The following is a 16,018-nucleotide window of genomic DNA, read 5'->3' on the forward strand; positions in this document are numbered from 1 at the left end:
CGGGACGCAACGGCCCCCGGTAAGGTGACGAAATGTCAGAGTCGGGCCACAAGGCCCGGCTTGAGCCGATCACACTGAAAGACCAGGGTGCTCAGGTTGAAGAAGATCAAGGCCGCCGCAGTCGCCGTCGCCGCCCTCGCGGGAACGGCCATGGCCGTCGCACCGGCGCAGGCGGCGGACAGCTGCAACGCCGGGGGCGGCGGCAAGTACATATGTGACTACGGGGTGAAGACCCACGCCCTGCCGGGCGGCGAGCGGGAACAGTTCCTGGTCGGCCTCGACTACGCGGTGTGGACGCGCTGGACCGACCACAAGCAATGGTCGGGGTGGGTCTCCCTGGGCATGCCCGACCCCATGGGCTCCGCCCGCGCGGCGAGCTCCATCAACGTGACGGAAGACAACTCCGGGGGCACGCTCCGCACGGGCATCTACCTCCACAACAGCAACGGCGCCTTCGTGGGCAAGGTCCGCCCCGCCCTCGGCCAGGGCTGGTGGCCCTGGGACTTCCCCAACTGCTGCTGAGCGAGGCGGTCCGGCGGCGCGCTGCCGGGGGAGCCGCGCGCCCTCACACCGGCAGGATCGCGTGGACCCGGTAGCCGCCGCCGTAGCGGGGGCCCGTGGTGCAGGTGCCGCCCAGGGCCGTGGCGCGTTCGCGCATGCCCAGGTGGCCGTGGCCGCCGGCCGGGGTGGGTGGGGCGGGGGAGGAGTCGGCGGAGTCGCCGCCGTCGTCCAGGACCGTCACCTCCACCGACGCGCCCACCCGGACCACGCTGACCTGGGCCTGGGCGCCCGGGCCCGCGTGCTTGCGGACGTTGGTCAGGGCCTCCTGGATCACCCGGTACGCCGCCAGGTCCACCGCCGCCGGCAGCGGGTCCGTGCCCGCTCCGAGCTGGACGGTGGCCTCCACCGGGAGGCCCGCGTGCCGGAAGGTGGCGAGGAGCTCGTCCAGGACGGCCAGTCCCGGTGCGGGCTCCGTCGGGGCCTCCGGGTCGCCGGACTGCCGCAGCAGGCCGACCGTGGCACGGAGTTCGTTCAGGGCCGAGCGGCTGGCGTCGCGTACGTGGGCCAGGGCCTCCTTGGCCTGGTCGGGCCGCCGGTCCATGACGTGGGCGGCCACCCCGGCCTGGACGTTGACCAGGGCGATGTGGTGGGCCACGACGTCGTGCAGGTCCCGGGCGATGCGCAGCCGTTCCTCGGCGACGCGCCGCCGGGCCTCCTCCTCGCGGGTCCGCTCGGCGCGTTCGGCCCGTTCCCGGATGGCGTCGACGAAGGCGCGGCGGCTGCGGACCGCGTCGCCGGCGGCCGCGGCCATGCCGGTCCAGGCGAAGATGGCGATGTTCTCCTGCGCGTACCAGGGCAGCGGCCCCGCCAGCATGGCCACCCCGGTCAGGCCGGCCATCGTCAGCAGGCCGGTCCGCCAGGTGGTGGGCCGGTCGGTGCGGGCGGCCACCGTGTACAGGGCGATGACCGCGCTCATCGCGACGGGCGCCCGCGGTTCGCCCGTGGACAGTTCGACCAGGGCCAGCCCGCAGGTGACGGCGAGGACGCTGCGCGGGCCGCGGCGGCGGAAGACGAGGGCGGCCGCGCCGAGCAGCATCAGCAGCAGGGAGACCGCTTCGGGGGCGCGGGTGCGGAAGGTGGGGCCGAGCGGGCCGTGCGGGTCGACGAAGGAGCCGACGACCATGAAGCCCAGTGCCCCGAGTGCCAGTACGGCGTCGGTGGCGCGCGGATGGGCCCGCATCCACTGCCGCGCGGTGGGGAAGGGCCCGGGCCCGAGGTCTGTGGTCGTCACCCGGATACGGTAAGGGCTCGCGCCCACCGCCGGTCGTACGGCGTCAGACGCCGCCGAAGGACCGTTTCGCCGGCCCGGACGCCGGCCCGGACGCCGGCCCGGACCCGGACGCCGGCGGGGACGGCGGCGCGGAAGGCGGCGGCTCCGGTGGCCCCGGCGGCGGACCGGACGGCCGCGGCGCCGTACGCCGCCCCAGCGGGGCGCGGGAGCGGGGCGGCCCCCACTTGGCGCGCACCACGCACACCGCCATCACGGCGGCGATGGCCGCGAGGTGCTCCTTGCCCGCCAGGTTGTCCTTGATCAGCACCTCCCCGATCATCACGAGGATCACCAGGGTGCCCGTGAAGTACGCCCGGTAGCGCCAGCAGACGTAGATGGCCAGCCCCACCACGGCGGCCGAGGGCCCGGTGTCGTTGACGACCCGGTCGGTGACGGGCAGCCCGAAGGGGTGGTGGGGGCCCAGCGAGAGCCCGATGCGGGCGTACGTGGTGCCGGCGAGGGTGGCGACGTAGCCGATCATCAGGGTGCGCCACCAGCCGATGCAGATCTCGGCGATGCCGAAGACGAGCAGGACCTGCGCGAGCGCCCCCCACACCGGCAGGTCCAGGGCGGGGACGAAGAGGGACAGCGGCGTGCGCAGCAGCGCGAGCCACAGGGGGTCGACGGCCTTGACGGACCCGAGGTTCTGGACGGGCTGGAAGCCCCAGGGCGTGTTCTGCACGACCTGGAAGACCGAGGTGAGGCAGACCGCGCCGATGGTCATCGGGACGGCACGCCACGTGTCGCGGACGAGCGCCTCCCTGAGGGTCCAGAACAGGGGGCCCCACTCGCGGCGGGCGAACCGCCGCGGTGAGGCCGTCGTCCACGACGTCAACGAATCGTCTCCAGATGTCTGCGGTGCAGCCACTTCGGCAGGCCGGGCGCCTCCAGGAAGCCCTCGGCCCGGCCCGCCGCGATGCCGATGCGCAGCAGGTCGGAACTCTTCTCGAAGAGCATGAACCGCGGCTCCCAGATCGGGCGGTATTTGGCGTTGGCCCGGTAGAGGGACTCGATCTGCCACCAGCGGGAGAAGAAGCTCAGCAGCGAGCGCCACATGCGCAGCACCGGACCCGCCCCGAGCTTGGACCCCCGCTCGAAGACGGAACGGAACATCGCGAAGTTCAGTGAGACCTGTGTGACGCCGATCTCCTTCGAGCGTTCCAGGAGTTCGATGACCATGAACTCCATCAGGCCGTTCTCCGAGTCCCGGTCACGGCGCATCAGGTCCAGCGAGAGCCCCTTGGGGCCCCAGGGGACGAAGGACAGCACGGCGCGCAGCTCGCCGTTGCCGTCGGTGCACTCCAGCATCACGCACTGGCCGTCGGCGGGGTCGCCGAGGCGGCCCAGGGCCATGGAGAAGCCGCGTTCGGTGGCGCCGTCGCGCCAGTCGTCGGCGCGCTGGAGGAGCACGGCCATCTCGTCGGCCGGGATGTCGGCGTGGCGGCGGATGCGGACGGTGTAGCCGGCGCGCTTGACGCGGTTGTACGCCTGCCGGACGGTGCGCATGGCGCGGCCCTCCAGCGTGAACTCGTCGGTCTCGACGATGGCCTCGTCACCGAGCTCCAGGGCGTCCAGGCCGTGCCGGGCGTAGATCTGTCCGGCTTCCTCGGAGGCGCCCATCACGGCCGGGACCCAGCCGTGCTCGCGGGCCTCGGCCAGCCAGGGCTCGATGGCGCCGGGCCATGCCTCGGGGTCGCCGATGGGGTCGCCGGAGGCCAGCGAGACGCCGCCGACGACGCGGTAGGTGACGGCCGCCTTGCCGGTGGGGGACCAGATGACGGACTTCTCGCGGCGCAGCGCGAAGTAGCCGAGGGAGTCGCGGTCGCCCTGCTTGGCGAGCAGCGCGCGCAGCTTCTCCTCGTCCTCGGGGGTCAGGGGATCGACGGCGCGGCGCGAGCGGAAGGCCGCGAAGAGCACGGCGAGCAGCAGCAGCATCGACATGACGTTGATGAAGACGTCCACCCAGGGAGGGGTGGTGATCGCGTTGTACGCCTTGTCGTCGGGCGCCAGGGTGATCAGCCGCATGACGCCGTAGCGCCAGCGGGCCAGGAACGTGGCGTCGGCCCGGTCCGGGTCGGTGTTGGTGGCGCCGACGAGGAGGGCGGCGACCAGCGAGGTCAGCAGCAGGCCGACGGCGGCGACGGCGCTGGCCAGCTTGGGGTTGGAGCGGTCGCCCTTGGCGTAGAACTCGTGGCGGCCCACCAGCAGCGCGCCGACGAAGGCGGCGGTGAGGGCGAGCGAGACCCAGTTCTGCGCGTGGTCGCGGAACTCCGGGTAGCACAGGCTGAACTCGCCGCTGGTGCACGGGGCGAAGGCGGCGACCGCGAACGCCAGCAGCAGCAGGCCGCTGACCACCAGGTTCAGGATCCACGCGGCCCGCTTGCGGCGGCCCATGGTGACCGCGAGCAGCAGCGAGAACAGGCCGGAGGCGAAGCCGGCCGTCAGCAGGTACGGGGTGTAGAAGTCGGCGGTGTTGTGCCGGCGCAGGTCCTGCCCGAGCGAAAGCCACACCGCGCTGAGGAAGTTGACGAAGGTGACGGCCCGGAGGTACCAGACCGCGAAGGCGGCGCCGCGCCGCGAGCTCGGGCTGCCCCGGCGGGTCGCGGGCTTCGCGGAGGCTTCCGCTCCCTGCTCCCTCTCCTTCTTGTTGTTGTTGGAACCCTTGCCGGAAGCCTGATCGAGGCTCGTCCGGTCGGTTTCTACGCTGGTCAAGCGGACCTCTCCCATGAAACGCGATGATATGGGCGCCACCGGTCCGCATGCCGTACGAGCACTGCGGACTGGTCAGGCCCGTGGTGCCCGGTACTTTCAGTCCGTCTTCTGGTCCGCCGGCCGCTGGCCGGCCGGCGTCTCCGCGAGCTCCGCGGGCTCCGGAAGTTCCGGGAGTTCCGCGGCGAGCGCGGCCGCCGCCTGGACCAGGGGGAGCGCCAGCAGGGCCCCGGTTCCCTCTCCCACTGTGACGCCGTGGTCGAGCACGGGGTTGAGCGCCATCCGGTCCAGTGCCTTGGCCTGGCCCGGCTCCCCGCTGCTCTGGCCCGCCAGCCACCAGTCCGGGGCGCGGAACGCGGCCCGTTGGGCGACGAGCCCGCAGGCGGCGGAGACCACCCCGTCGAGGATGACGGGCGTACGGCGTACCGCGCACTGGAGCAGGAAGCCGGTGATGGCGGCGAGGTCGGCGCCGCCGACCGCGGCCAGCAGCGCCGTCTGGTCGCCGAGCACCGGGCGGGCGCGGCGCAGCGAGTCGCGGATGGCGGCGCACTTGCGCATCCAGGCCAGGTCGTCGATCGGCAGGCCGCCGCGGCCGGTGACCACGGAGGCGTCGGTGCCGCACAGCGCGGCCACGAGGGTGGCGGCGACGGTGGTGCCGCCCACGCTGAGGTCGCCGAGGACGACGAGGTCGGTGCCGGAGTCGGCCTCCTCGTCGGCGATCTTGATGCCGAGCCGGAGCGCGGCCTCGGCCTCCTCCACGGTGAGCGCGTCCTCGACGTCGGTACGGCCGCTGCCGCGCCGTACGCGGTGACGGGTCACGTCCTCGGGCAGCAGCGCGGGATCGCAGTCCAGGCCCGCGTCGACGACGCGGATGCCCGCGCCGAAGCGCTCGGCGAGGACGGCGACGGGGCTGGTCCCGTCGAGCACCGCGCGCACCAGCTGGTGGGCGCTGCCCGCGGGGCGGGCGGAGACTCCGGCCGCGGCGATGCCGTGGTCGGCGGCGAACAGGACGACCCGCGGCCGCTCGACCGGCCTGACCGGCACCCGGCCCTGGGCGGCGGCCAGCCATTCGCCGAGCTCGTCGAGCCGGCCGAGGGCGCCCGGCGGCACGGCGAGGCGTCCACGGCGCTCCTCGGCGTCACGCCGGACGCCACCGTCGGGGCGTTCGATCAGATCGGAGAAGTCGTCGAGATTCAGCGTGGTCATCTGCCAGAGATTACAGCCGCCCGGGGCCCTGTTTCCGGGGGCGGCCGCCGATCCGTCACGACGGCTGCTCCTTGAGTACGAGGGCCTGCCCGGCGACGACCAGGAGGACGTGTTCGCACTCGCCCGCCACCGCGTTGTTGAGGCGGCCCAGCTCGTCGCGGAACCGCCGTCCGGCCGCGGTCGCCGGGACCACCCCGGAGCCCACCTCGTTGCTCACCAGCACCACCGTGCGGCGGGTGGCGCGGACCGCCGCCACCAGGGCGGCGACGCGGGCGCGCAGTTCCTTCTGGCCGCCGGCCGCCCAGACCTCGTCGTCCCAGGCCCCCGCGCGGTCCATGGCGTCGGTGAGCCACAGGGCGAGGCAGTCGATCAGCAGGGGAGCCCCGGGCAGTTCCAGCAGCGGCACCAGCTCGCAGGTCTCGGACGTCCGCCAGCCGGCGGGGCGCCGCTCGCGGTGGAGGCCGACGCGCTGGGCCCAGTCCGCGTCGCCCTCACGGGTGCCGCCGGTGGCCACGTAGGTGACCTCGGGGAAGGACTCCAGGCGCCGCTCGGCCTCCACGGACTTGCCGGAGCGGGCCCCGCCCAGCACCAGCGTGCGCCGGGGCACGTCCGGCACCGCGTGGTAGTCGCCGGCCACGACGGTGGTGCCGTCGGGCACCGCGCGGGCCCCGGCGGCGGCGCAGCGGCGCTCCAGCTCCCGGCCGGGCGGGGTGTCGTGGTCGAGGTGGACGGCGATGACGTCGGTGGAGGGGCCGACGGCGCCGGTCGAGCGCAGCCGGACCAGGGCCTCGGGCCGGCCGAGGACATCGGCGAGGACCACGTCGTAGGGGCGGCGCGCGGGCACGCCCTCGGTGCCGGCCGGCGCACCCCCAGGAGGCAGGTACAGCATCCGGGCCCCGTCGGGGCCGGTGACCTCGTACCCGGTGCCGGGCGAGTCCATCGGCACCGCCCGCACCCGGTGCCCGCTGATCACGGCCAGCTCCCGCCCGTCGGGGACCCGCCCGGCGGCGGGCAGCCCGGGCGGCAGCTCCACGGGCGGCCCGTCGTGCGGGTGGGTCAGCAGCACCTGGCGTACGCCGGCCAGGGAATGCCCGGCGCGGGCCCCCGCGAGCACCGCTCCGGGGGTGAGGTCGAGGAGCAGCGCGCCGTCGACGAGGACGGAGGTCGCGGCGCGCGACCGGGTGCCGACGCAGACCGCGCAGACGGCGCAGGGACAGCCGGGGCGGGGCAGTCCTTCGGGGGTACCGGTGCCGAGGAGAGTGAGTTCCACACGGAGATCCTCTCGCTTCACCGGTAGTGGTGCGCGCCCGGTTACGCTGCGGGCACACTCAAGACGAAGAGCGGACGACCAACGGAGGCGGACATGGCGTGGACGTGGCGGTTCGAGAAGGCCGACGGCAGCGAGACCACCCCGGCGGTGGAACCGGAGGAGTTCACCACGCAGGGGGACGCGGAGTCCTGGATCGGTGAGGTCTGGAAGGAGCTCCTGGACGGAGGCGCGGAGCGGGTGACCCTGTTCGAGGACGACACGGAGATCTACGCGATGAGCCTCAGCGCGGCCGCGGAAGCCTGACGCGATCCTGCCGGGGCGGGGAGCGGCTCCGCCCCGGCCACCACAGCTAGCCCCGCACCCCGCACAGGTGCAGCAGCGCGGCCACCGACCGGTACGGATCGGTGCGCCCGGCGCGTTCCTCGGCGGCCAGCAGCTGCTCCAGCTCCTCCTCCGGCGGGAGCTCCGCCCCGGCCTCGGTGCCGTCGGTGAAGACGCGCACCCCGTACCAGGTGTGCAGGGGCGCGCCGATGCCCGACAGGGTGGCGGTCAGGTCGGCCAGCCGGTCGGCCCGTACCTCCAGGCCCAGCCGGTTCGTGTAGTCGACGGTGTCGAAGGCCGCCAGCGCCCCCGGCCAGTCCCCGGACAGCCCGGGCCGCAGGGCGAGCGCGTCGCCGTTGCGCACCAGCAGGGACAGCAGTCCGCCGGGCGCCAGCATCCGGGCCAGCCCGGCGAGCATGGCGTCCGGCTCGGAGACATACATCAGTACGCCGTGGCACAGCACCACGTCGAAGCTGCCCGGCCCGAAGTGCGCGCCCGTCTCCCGGCCGTCGCCCTCGATCAGCTCGACCCGGTCGCGGATCCCGGCGGGCTCGGCGGCCAGTGCGGCGTGGGCCACCGCGAGCATGGCGGCGTCCTGTTCCAGCCCGGTGACCATGTGCCCGGCGCGGGCGAGGCGCAGCGCCTGGGTGCCCTGGCCCATGCCGACGTCGAGGACGCGCAGCCGCTGCCCGACGGGGAAGCGGTGGGTGATCTGTTCCTCGACCTGCCGGCCGACGAGTTCCTGGCGGACGGCGTTGCGCAGTCCGCCCAGGCCCTCCAGCCACAGCCTGGCTCCCCCGGAGAAGCCCTCCCCCTTCGACGCCCCGGACGGGCCGGGCACCGTTGCGGTCAGGGCCGTTCCCCGCGCTTGACCTGCGGCTTGGGCAGACGCAGGCGACGCATCTGGAGGGTGCGCATCAGGCCGTAGGCGAGGGCGCCGCGGCGGGGTTCGTTCGCGAAGCGCTCATTGAGCGCCTTGCGCAGCCGGAAGGCCAGGCCGATCGAGTCCAGGATGATCAGGACGATCACGCCGAGCCACAGCATCAGCGCGACGTTCTGGATGGACGGGACCCGGATCATGCTCAGCACCAGGATGATCACGGCCAGCGGCAGGAACATCTCGGCGACGGAGAAGCGGGAGTCCACGAAGTCACGGACGAACCGGCGGACGGGGCCCTTGTCGCGGGCGGGCAGATAGCGCTCGTCGCCGTTGGCCAGTGCCTCGCGCTGCCGGGCCATCTCCTCGCGGCGGCGCTCGCGGGCCCGTCGGGTGTCCTCCTTGCGGTTGCCGGTCGAGGCCACGACGGCCTTGCGCTGCGACTGGGCGACAGCGCGCTTCGGCGTCGGGCGGCCCTTGGGGGCCTGCGGGTCACGGGGCTGCGAGGGACCGGCGCTCACCTTTTCGGTGGCGGCGGCCTTCTCTTCCTTGGAGGAGCGGCTACCAAACACAGACACAACCCTACGTGGTCGGGGGCGGGCGGCCCACCTCGCCGGGGAACGATCCGGCAACGGCGGGCGTCTTCCGGGTACGGGGGTTCCCGAGGCCCTTGGGGATCACCTCCTCCTCACGCCTGACATGGCGGCGGGAGCAGTCGTCCTGGAGGAGGAGCGCATCCGTACGCGAACAGTGCGGTAATGGAAGCAGGGCCCGTACTGTGGGACCTGTCGGTGATCTGGAACACAGTCCGTCTAGAAGGGGGCGCGCGAAGCCCATGAGCGGTGTCATGAAGCGTATGGGGATGATCTTCCGCGCGAAGGCGAACAAGGCCCTGGACCGGGCCGAGGACCCGCGCGAGACCCTCGACTACTCCTACCAGAAGCAGTTGGAGCTGCTGCAGAAGGTCCGCCGCGGCGTGGCCGACGTGGCGACCTCCCGCAAGCGCCTGGAACTGCAGCTCAACCAGTTGCAGACCCAGTCCGCCAAGCTGGAGGACCAGGGCCGCAAGGCCCTCGCCCTGGGCCGTGAGGACCTGGCCCGCGAGGCCCTGTCCCGCCGCGCCTCGCTCCAGCAGCAGGTCAGCGACCTCCAGACGCAGCACCAGACCCTCCAGGGCGAGGAGGAGAAGCTGACGCTGGCCTCGCAGCGCCTCCAGGCCAAGGTGGACGCCTTCCGTACGAAGAAGGAGACCATCAAGGCCACCTACACCGCCGCCCAGGCCCAGACCCGCATCGCGGAGTCCTTCTCCGGGATCTCCGAGGAGATGAGCGACGTCGGCCTCGCCATCCAGCGCGCGGAGGACAAGACCGCGCAGCTCCAGGCGCGGGCCGGTGCGATCGACGAGCTGCTGGCCTCCGGCGCCCTGGACGACCAGAGCGGCCTCGGCTCCAAGGACGACATCCAGGCCGAGCTCGACCGCCTCTCCGGCGGCAACGACGTCGAGCTGGAGCTCCAGCGGATGAAGGCGGAGCTGGCCGGCGGCCCGTCCGCGCAGCAGCAGGCCATCGAAGGCGGTGCCCCGGGCACCGCCCAGCCGCAGCAGACCCCGCACCGGTTCGACAAGCAGTAGGACAGGGGCCCGTCATGATTGTCCGCATCATGGGGGAAGGCCAGCTGAAGGTGGCCGACAGCCACTTCGCCGAGCTCAACGAGCTGGACGACGCTCTCCTCGCGGAGATGGAGTCCGGCGACGAGGCGGCCTTCCGGCGCACGCTGGTGGCCCTGCTGGATGCCGTACGGCGCATCGGCGAGCCGCTGCCCGACGACTCCCTGGAGCCCTCGGACCTGATCCTGCCCGCGCCGGACGCGACGCTCTCACAGGTCCGGGACATGCTCAGCGACGGCGGACTGATCCCGGGCTGAGCGCGGCCCCGCGCCACCGGACACCGACACGGGTGAAGGGCCCGCCCCCGGCCAGGGGGCGGGCCCTTCACCTCATCCGCGACGGCTCTTCTCCCGCTCCCGGTCCCGGTCGGGGTCGGACAGCCCGCTGATGAAGTTCTCGAACCGGCGGCGCGGGCGGGCCCAGCGCCGGTCGTGGTGGAAGGCCCGCAGCCCCGCTTTGGCGCGGGCGCGCGGCCGGTGCGCGTAGAACCGCTTCGCGTACGGGGAGCCGGGCCGGGCCAGCCGGATCGCCCCGATCAGCGCCACGAAGGGGATCACCGTCCCGAAGACCGCCGTACGCGGTTTGCCCTTCCACAGGGCGATCAGCGCCAGGAAGAAGTTGGTGGCGGTGTTCATCACGACGAGCCCGCGGCTGTGCCGCTCCCCGGCGGACAGCTCGTTGACCCCGAACGGCAGGAGCCCGCCCAGCACCAGCGCCACCATCGCTGCCGTCAGGACGACGATCTCCACGCTCTTGCGGCCCTGCTCGCTCCAGTAGACGTCGTCCAGGTGCAGGATCAGCGCGAACTCGTCCAGCACCAGCCCCGCGCCCAGCCCGAACAGCACGGCCGACAGGCAGGCGCCGAAGCCGTGCCCGCGGCTGCCCACCGCCCCGAACCCGCCGATGATCACCAGGACCACCCCGGGGACCACGTGGTGGACGTGCAGACCACCCGGGGTGATGTTCTTGAAGGGGCCCCGGCCGGCCCGGATCAGCCGTGTGATCACACGAGTGACCAGAAACGACAGCACGAACGACAACAGCGCGAGCAGCAACGGGAGCTTCCCCGGCTCGACGATGTTGCGCACCCACCAGTGACCCACGACACCCGCTTCCGATATGACGCGTAATGAGCAATTTACCGCTCGCCGTGAGCGGGTAGCGTTCGCGCCGATGACAGATTCGACCGAAGACCGACCGCCGGTGCCGCCCGCGGAGCGCGCCACCCTGGCCGACGGCATCCGCTTCGCCTTCGGCACGCTGACCGTCCTGCCCGCGCGGATCACCCGCTGGGACCGGCCCGCGGCCCGCACCGGTATGGCCTGCGCCCCGCTGGCCGGCCTCGCCGTCGGCCTGCTCGCCACCGTACCCGGGACCCTCCTGCTGCTGCTCGGCGGCGGTCCGCTGCTCGCCGCGGCCGTCACCGTCGCCGTCCCGGCCGCCCTGACCCGCGGCCTCCACCTCGACGGGCTCGCCGACACCGCCGACGGGCTCGGCAGCGCCAAGCCGGCCGAGGACGCCCTGCGGATCATGAAGCAGTCCGACATCGGCCCCTTCGGCGTCATCTCCCTCCTGTTCGTCCTGCTGATCCAGGTCGCCGCCCTCGCCGAGGCGTACGCCGGCTCCTGGAGCCGGGGCGCCCTCGCCGCCGTCACCGCCGCCGTCACCGCCCGGCTCGCGATGACGCTGGCCTCCCGCCGGGGCGTGCCCGCCGCCCGGCCCGGCGGGCTCGGCGCGGCGGTCGCGGGCGCGGTCCCGCCCCGCGTGGCGGCCCTGGTGGCCGCCCTGGTGCTGGCCGCCGCCGCGCTGGCCGCCCTCCCCGCCGGGCTGCCCGCCGCCGCGCGGCAGACGGCGGCCGTCCTGGCGGGCCTGCTCGCCGCCGAACTCCTGCTGCGCCGCTGCGTCCGCCGCTTCGACGGGGTCACCGGCGACGTCTTCGGGGCCGTCTGCGAGACGGCGGCCACGGCCGTCCTGGTCGTCCTCGCCCTCGGCTGATCCCGCGCCGGGGCGCCCGCGTACCCTCGGGGCGTGGACGACTACCGGGCCCAGGAGCGGGGCGGCGCCCCCATCAAGGTGCTGCTCGCCGACGACCAGGCGCTTTTGCGCAGCGCGTTCAGGGTGCTGGTCGACTCCGAGCCCGGCATGCGGGTCGTCGGGGAGGCGTCCGACGGCGCCCAGGCGTACGCCCTGGCCCGCGAGGAGCGGGCGGACGTGGTCCTGATGGACATCCGGATGCCCGGCACCGACGGGCTCGCCGCCACCCGCATGATCAGCCAGGACCCGGAGCTGTCCGGGGTCCGCGTCGTCATGCTGACCACCTTCGAGGTGGACGAGTACGTGGTCGAGGCCCTGCGCGCCGGGGCCTCGGGCTTCCTCGGCAAGGGCGCCGAGCCGGACGAGCTCCTCAACGCCATCCGCGTCGCGGCCGCCGGCGAGGCGCTGCTCTCCCCGGCCGCCACCAAGGGGCTGATCGCCAGCTTCCTCGCCCAGGGCGGCCACGACGACGCTCCCGCCGGGGGCTCGGCCCACGCCGAGCGGCTCGCCGCGCTGACCGGGCGCGAGCGGGAGGTCCTCGTCCAGGTGGCGGCGGGCCTGTCCAACGACGGCATCGCCGCCCGGCTGGAGGTCAGCCCGCTGACGGTGAAGACGCACGTCAACCGGGCCATGGCCAAGCTCGGGGCCCGGGACCGGGCGCAATTGGTGGTCATCGCGTACGAATCGGGCCTGGTCCGCCCGCGCGCCGACTGATCCCGTCCCGGCGCGCAGCGGTCCCGCGGGCGGACGGCGTACTGCGGGCGCGGTATGCGGCGGGTGAGGACGGGACCTGCGGGCGACGCGGCGCCCGCCCGGCGCGGGAGAGGCTGGAGCCCCTCGGCGTTCGCCTCCTCGCGTTCGCCCCCGCCCTCCGTACCCGCCCTCCGTCCCTGCCTCCGTCCCCTGGCCTTCGCCGCCCAGCCGTCGCCCTTCGCGTTCGTCACTGCAGAGAGATCCCACGCCCATGTCCTGGCTGTCCCGCTTCAGCCTGTCCCAGAGAGCCCTGATCGGCCTCGTGTCGATCGTCGCGCTGCTCTTCGGCGCCATAGCCATCCCGCAGCTCAAGCAGCAGCTGCTGCCGTCCATCGAACTGCCGATGGTCTCCGTGCTCGCGCCGTACCAGGGCGCCTCGCCCGACGTGGTCGAGAAGCAGGTCGTCGAGCCCATCGAGAACACCCTCAAGGGCGTCGACGGCATCACCGGCATCACCTCCACCGCCAGCGAGGGCAACGCCCTCATCCGGGCCACCTTCGACTACGGCGACAGCGGCACCAAGCAGCTCGTCGCCGACGTCCAGCAGGCCGTCAACCGGGCCCGCGTCCGGCTGCCCGCCGAGGTGGACCCGCAGGTGGTGGCCGGCTCCACCGACGACATCCCGACCGTCGTCCTCGCCGCCACCTCCGACAAGGACCAGCAGGCCCTCGCCGACCAGCTGAACCGTTCCGTCGTCCCCGTCCTGGAGGACCTCGACGGCGTCGGCCGGGTCAGCGTCGAAGGCGTCCGCGACCTCCAGGTCACCATCACCCCCGACAACGCCAAGCTCGCCGCCGCCGGTCTCGACGGCGCCGCCCTCGCCGAGGGCCTCAAGGCGGGCGGCGCGACCGTCCCCGCCGGCTCCTTCGACGAACAGGGCAAGAACCGCACCGTCCGCGTCGGCTCCGGCTACACCTCCCTCGCCCAGCTGGAGGACCTCCGGCTGACCGCGGGCCCCGGCAAGCCGGCCGTCCGCCTCGGCGACGTGGCCGCCGTCACGCAGGAACCGGCCAGGGCCGACTCGATCACCCGCACCAACGGCAAGCCCAGCCTCGCCGTCGTCCTCACCATGGACAAGGACGGCAGCGCCGTCGCCATCTCCGACGCCGTCAAGGACAAGCTCCCCGAGCTGCGCTCCCAGCTCGGCTCGGGCGCCGCGCTGACCGTCGTCAGCGACCAGGGCCCGGCCGTGGCCCGCTCCATCTCGGGCCTCACCACCGAGGGCCTGCTCGGCCTGGTCTTCGCGGTGATCGTGATCCTGGTCTTCCTGGCCTCGATCCGCTCGACGCTGGTCACCGCGGTGTCCATCCCGCTGTCCGTGGTCCTCGCCCTGATCGTGCTGTGGACCCGCGACCTGTCGCTCAACATGCTGACGCTGGGCGCGCTCACCATCGCCATCGGCCGCGTCGTCGACGACTCGATCGTGGTCCTGGAGAACATCAAGCGCCACCTCGGCTACGGCGAGGAGCGCGAGGCCGCGATCACCGCCGCCGTCAAGGAGGTGGCCGGCGCGGTCACCTCCTCCACCCTCACCACCGTCGCCGTCTTCCTCCCGATCGGCCTGGTCGGCGGCATGGTCGGCGAGCTCTTCGGCTCCTTCTCGCTCACCGTCACCGCCGCCCTGCTGGCCTCGCTGCTGGTCTCCCTGACGGTGGTACCGGTGCTCTCGTACTGGTTCCTGCGCGCCCCCAGAGGCACGTCCGAGGACCCGGAGCGGGCACGCCGCGAGGCGGAGGAGAAGGAGGCGCGCAGCCGCCTGCAGCGCCTGTACGTACGGGTCCTGGGCTTCGCCACCCGGCGCCGCCTGACCAGCATCGCGATCGCGGTCGTGGTCCTGGTCGCCACCTTCGGGATGACCCCGCTGCTGAAGACGAACTTCTTCGACCAGGGCGAGCAGGACGTCCTCACCGTCAAGCAGGAGCTGCCCGCCGGGACCTCCCTGGCCGCCTCCGACGAGGCGAGCCGCAAGGTGGAGAAGGCCCTGGCCTCCGTCGAGGGCGTCAAGGACTACCAGGTCACCGTCGGCTCCTCCGGCTTCCTCGCGGCCTTCGGCGGCGGTACCGGCACCAACCAGGCCAGTTACCAGGTCACCCTGGACGACGCCGCGCACTCCGACGCCGTCAAGCAGCGCATCCAGGACGCCCTCGGCAAGCTCCAGGGCATCGGCGACACCTCCCTGTCGGCGGGCGGCGGCTTCGGCAGCCAGAACCTGAGCGTGGTCGTCAAGGCCGGCGACGGCGCCGTCCTGGCCAAGGCCGCCGAGCAGGTCCGGGCCGAGGTGGCCACGCTCAAGGACGTCACCGACGTCCAGAGCGACCTCGCCCAGTCCGTGCCCCGGATCTCGGTCACCGCCACCCCCAAGACCGCCGAGGCCGGCCTGAACCAGGCCGCGCTGGGCGCGATCGTCGCCCAGGCCGTCCGCGGCAACCCGGTGGGCAAGGCCGTCCTGGACAACACCGAGCGGGACGTCGTCATCCGCTCCGCCCACCCGGCCACCACCCTGGCCGAGCTCCAGGCCCTGCCCGTCGGCCCCGCCCGGCTCGGCGACATCGCCGAGGTCAAGGAGGTCCCCGGCCCGGTCGCGATGACCCGGATCGACGGCGCCCGCGCCGCCACCATCACCGCCAAGCCCGTCGGCGACAACACCGGCGCGGTCAGCGCCGCACTCCAGACCAGGCTCAAGGCCCTGGACCTGCCCGCCGGGGCCACCGCCTCCATCGGCGGCGTCTCCCAGGACCAGGACGAGGCGTTCGGCTCGCTCGGCCTGGCCATGCTCGCGGCCATCGCGATCGTCTTCCTGCTGCTGGTCGCGACCTTCCGCTCGCTGGTCCAGCCGCTGATCCTGCTGGTCTCGATCCCCTTCGCCGCCACGGGCGCGCTGGGCCTGCTCATCGTCACCGGCACCCCCATGGGCGTCCCGGCGATGATCGGCATGCTGATGCTCATCGGCATCGTGGTCACCAACGCCATCGTCCTGATCGACCTGGTCAACCAGTACCGGGCGCAGGGCCTGGGCGTGGTCGAGGCGGTCGTCGAGGGCGGCCGGCACCGGCTGCGCCCCATCCTGATGACGGCCCTGGCGACGATCTTCGCGCTGCTGCCGATGGCTCTGGGCGTGACCGGCGAGGGCGGCTTCATCTCTCAGCCGCTCGCGGTGGTCGTGATCGGCGGCCTGGTCAGCTCCACCCTGCTGACGCTGCTGCTCGTCCCGACCCTGTACACGGCGATCGAGCTGCGCAAGGAGCGTCGCCGCGAGCGCCGCTCGGCCCGGCGCGCGGCGAAGCTGACGGTGGTCCCGGCCGCGGACGAGGACCGGGTGACCGTCTGACCTCGTGAACGCCGAAGGGGCGC

Annotated in this window: 15 protein-coding genes; 7 read left to right on the forward strand and 8 right to left on the reverse strand. The window is 73.5% G+C overall.

From position 1 onward, the window contains the following. The first annotated feature begins 96 nt into the window (after positions 1–96). Entirely contained in the window at positions 97–522 is a 426-nt protein-coding gene (locus tag ABZ716_RS04165; RefSeq protein WP_358811531.1) for a hypothetical protein, read from the forward strand. 43 nt (positions 523–565) lie between these two features. Here ABZ716_RS04165 and ABZ716_RS04170 read toward each other — a convergent pair whose 3' ends face one another. From ABZ716_RS04170 to ABZ716_RS04190, 5 genes are all read right to left on the reverse strand, one after another. Then, entirely contained in the window at positions 566–1,741 is a 1,176-nt protein-coding gene (locus tag ABZ716_RS04170; RefSeq protein ID WP_358811577.1) for a histidine kinase, read from the reverse strand. A gap of 94 nt (positions 1,742–1,835) precedes the next feature. Beyond that, positions 1,836–2,666, reverse strand: a complete 831-nt coding sequence (locus ABZ716_RS04175; RefSeq protein WP_358956342.1) for a hypothetical protein — start codon at positions 2,664–2,666, stop codon at positions 1,836–1,838. Next, entirely contained in the window at positions 2,663–4,558 is a 1,896-nt protein-coding gene (locus ABZ716_RS04180; protein ID WP_358956345.1) for a phosphatidylglycerol lysyltransferase domain-containing protein, read from the reverse strand. Before ABZ716_RS04180 ends, ABZ716_RS04175 begins: the two co-directional genes overlap by 4 nt. 81 nt (positions 4,559–4,639) lie before the next feature. Next, positions 4,640–5,746, reverse strand: a complete 1,107-nt coding sequence (gene cobT / locus ABZ716_RS04185; RefSeq protein ID WP_358811534.1) for a nicotinate-nucleotide--dimethylbenzimidazole phosphoribosyltransferase — start codon at positions 5,744–5,746, stop codon at positions 4,640–4,642. A gap of 55 nt (positions 5,747–5,801) precedes the next feature. Beyond that, positions 5,802–7,016 carry a bifunctional adenosylcobinamide kinase/adenosylcobinamide-phosphate guanylyltransferase gene (locus ABZ716_RS04190; protein ID WP_358811535.1) on the reverse strand — a complete coding sequence of 405 codons (1,215 nt, stop codon included), beginning with the start codon at positions 7,014–7,016 and terminating at the stop codon, positions 5,802–5,804. A 93-nt stretch (positions 7,017–7,109) separates the two neighbouring features. Here ABZ716_RS04190 and ABZ716_RS04195 point away from each other — a divergent pair, with 93 nt between their 5' ends. Beyond that, a complete protein-coding gene (locus ABZ716_RS04195) occupies positions 7,110–7,319 on the forward strand; it encodes a hypothetical protein (protein WP_351881222.1) in 210 nt (69 codons plus the stop codon). 46 nt (positions 7,320–7,365) lie between these two features. On the opposite strand, the gene ABZ716_RS04200 is transcribed toward ABZ716_RS04195, so the two are convergent. Both ABZ716_RS04200 and ABZ716_RS04205 read right to left on the reverse strand, forming a co-directional pair. Next, positions 7,366–8,109: a class I SAM-dependent methyltransferase gene (locus ABZ716_RS04200; RefSeq protein ID WP_358811578.1), complete on the reverse strand. Its 744-nt coding sequence runs from the start codon at positions 8,107–8,109 to the stop codon at positions 7,366–7,368. Positions 8,110–8,186: 77 nt separating this feature from the next. Next, the gene (locus ABZ716_RS04205) at positions 8,187–8,786 is read right to left on the reverse strand and encodes a DUF3043 domain-containing protein (protein WP_358811536.1); all 600 of its coding nucleotides are present in this window, start codon (positions 8,784–8,786) and stop codon (positions 8,187–8,189) included. A gap of 263 nt (positions 8,787–9,049) precedes the next feature. On the opposite strand from ABZ716_RS04205, the gene ABZ716_RS04210 reads away from it, so the two are divergent. Further along, entirely contained in the window at positions 9,050–9,844 is a 795-nt protein-coding gene (locus ABZ716_RS04210) for a PspA/IM30 family protein (RefSeq protein WP_358811537.1), read from the forward strand. A 14-nt stretch (positions 9,845–9,858) separates the two neighbouring features. Then, a complete protein-coding gene (locus ABZ716_RS04215; protein ID WP_358811538.1) occupies positions 9,859–10,137 on the forward strand; it encodes a hypothetical protein in 279 nt (92 codons plus the stop codon). Positions 10,138–10,209: 72 nt separating this feature from the next. On the opposite strand, the gene ABZ716_RS04220 is transcribed toward ABZ716_RS04215, so the two are convergent. After that, positions 10,210–10,983: a hypothetical protein gene (locus tag ABZ716_RS04220; RefSeq protein ID WP_358811539.1), complete on the reverse strand. Its 774-nt coding sequence runs from the start codon at positions 10,981–10,983 to the stop codon at positions 10,210–10,212. A gap of 70 nt (positions 10,984–11,053) precedes the next feature. Between ABZ716_RS04220 and ABZ716_RS04225 the strand changes: the two genes are divergently transcribed. From ABZ716_RS04225 to ABZ716_RS04235, 3 genes are all read left to right on the forward strand, one after another. Continuing rightward, entirely contained in the window at positions 11,054–11,875 is an 822-nt protein-coding gene (locus ABZ716_RS04225) for an adenosylcobinamide-GDP ribazoletransferase (protein ID WP_358811540.1), read from the forward strand. A gap of 33 nt (positions 11,876–11,908) precedes the next feature. After that, on the forward strand, positions 11,909–12,628 hold the full coding sequence (locus ABZ716_RS04230; RefSeq protein ID WP_358811541.1) for a response regulator transcription factor: 720 nt from the start codon (positions 11,909–11,911) through the stop codon (positions 12,626–12,628). Positions 12,629–12,878: 250 nt separating this feature from the next. Continuing rightward, positions 12,879–15,995, forward strand: coding sequence for an efflux RND transporter permease subunit (locus ABZ716_RS04235; RefSeq protein ID WP_358956348.1), 3,117 nt, complete (start codon positions 12,879–12,881; stop codon positions 15,993–15,995). The last annotated feature ends 23 nt before the right edge of the window (positions 15,996–16,018 follow it).

Origin of the sequence: Streptomyces sp. NPDC006687, from assembly GCF_040636215.1 — a bacterium.
Lineage (GTDB): Bacteria > Actinomycetota > Actinomycetes > Streptomycetales > Streptomycetaceae > Streptomyces.

Coding starts and splice junctions, on each gene's coding strand:
- ABZ716_RS04170 (WP_358811577.1), bottom strand. CDS start 1,741: ATGCGGGCCCATCCGCGCGCCACCGACGCCGTACTGGCACTCGGGGCA.
- ABZ716_RS04180 (WP_358956345.1), bottom strand. CDS start 4,558: ATGGGAGAGGTCCGCTTGACCAGCGTAGAAACCGACCGGACGAGCCTC.
- cobT (WP_358811534.1), bottom strand. CDS start 5,746: ATGACCACGCTGAATCTCGACGACTTCTCCGATCTGATCGAACGCCCC.
- ABZ716_RS04195 (WP_351881222.1), top strand. CDS start 7,110: ATGGCGTGGACGTGGCGGTTCGAGAAGGCCGACGGCAGCGAGACCACC.
- ABZ716_RS04210 (WP_358811537.1), top strand. CDS start 9,050: ATGAGCGGTGTCATGAAGCGTATGGGGATGATCTTCCGCGCGAAGGCG.
- ABZ716_RS04215 (WP_358811538.1), top strand. CDS start 9,859: ATGATTGTCCGCATCATGGGGGAAGGCCAGCTGAAGGTGGCCGACAGC.
- ABZ716_RS04225 (WP_358811540.1), top strand. CDS start 11,054: ATGACAGATTCGACCGAAGACCGACCGCCGGTGCCGCCCGCGGAGCGC.
- ABZ716_RS04235 (WP_358956348.1), top strand. CDS start 12,879: ATGTCCTGGCTGTCCCGCTTCAGCCTGTCCCAGAGAGCCCTGATCGGC.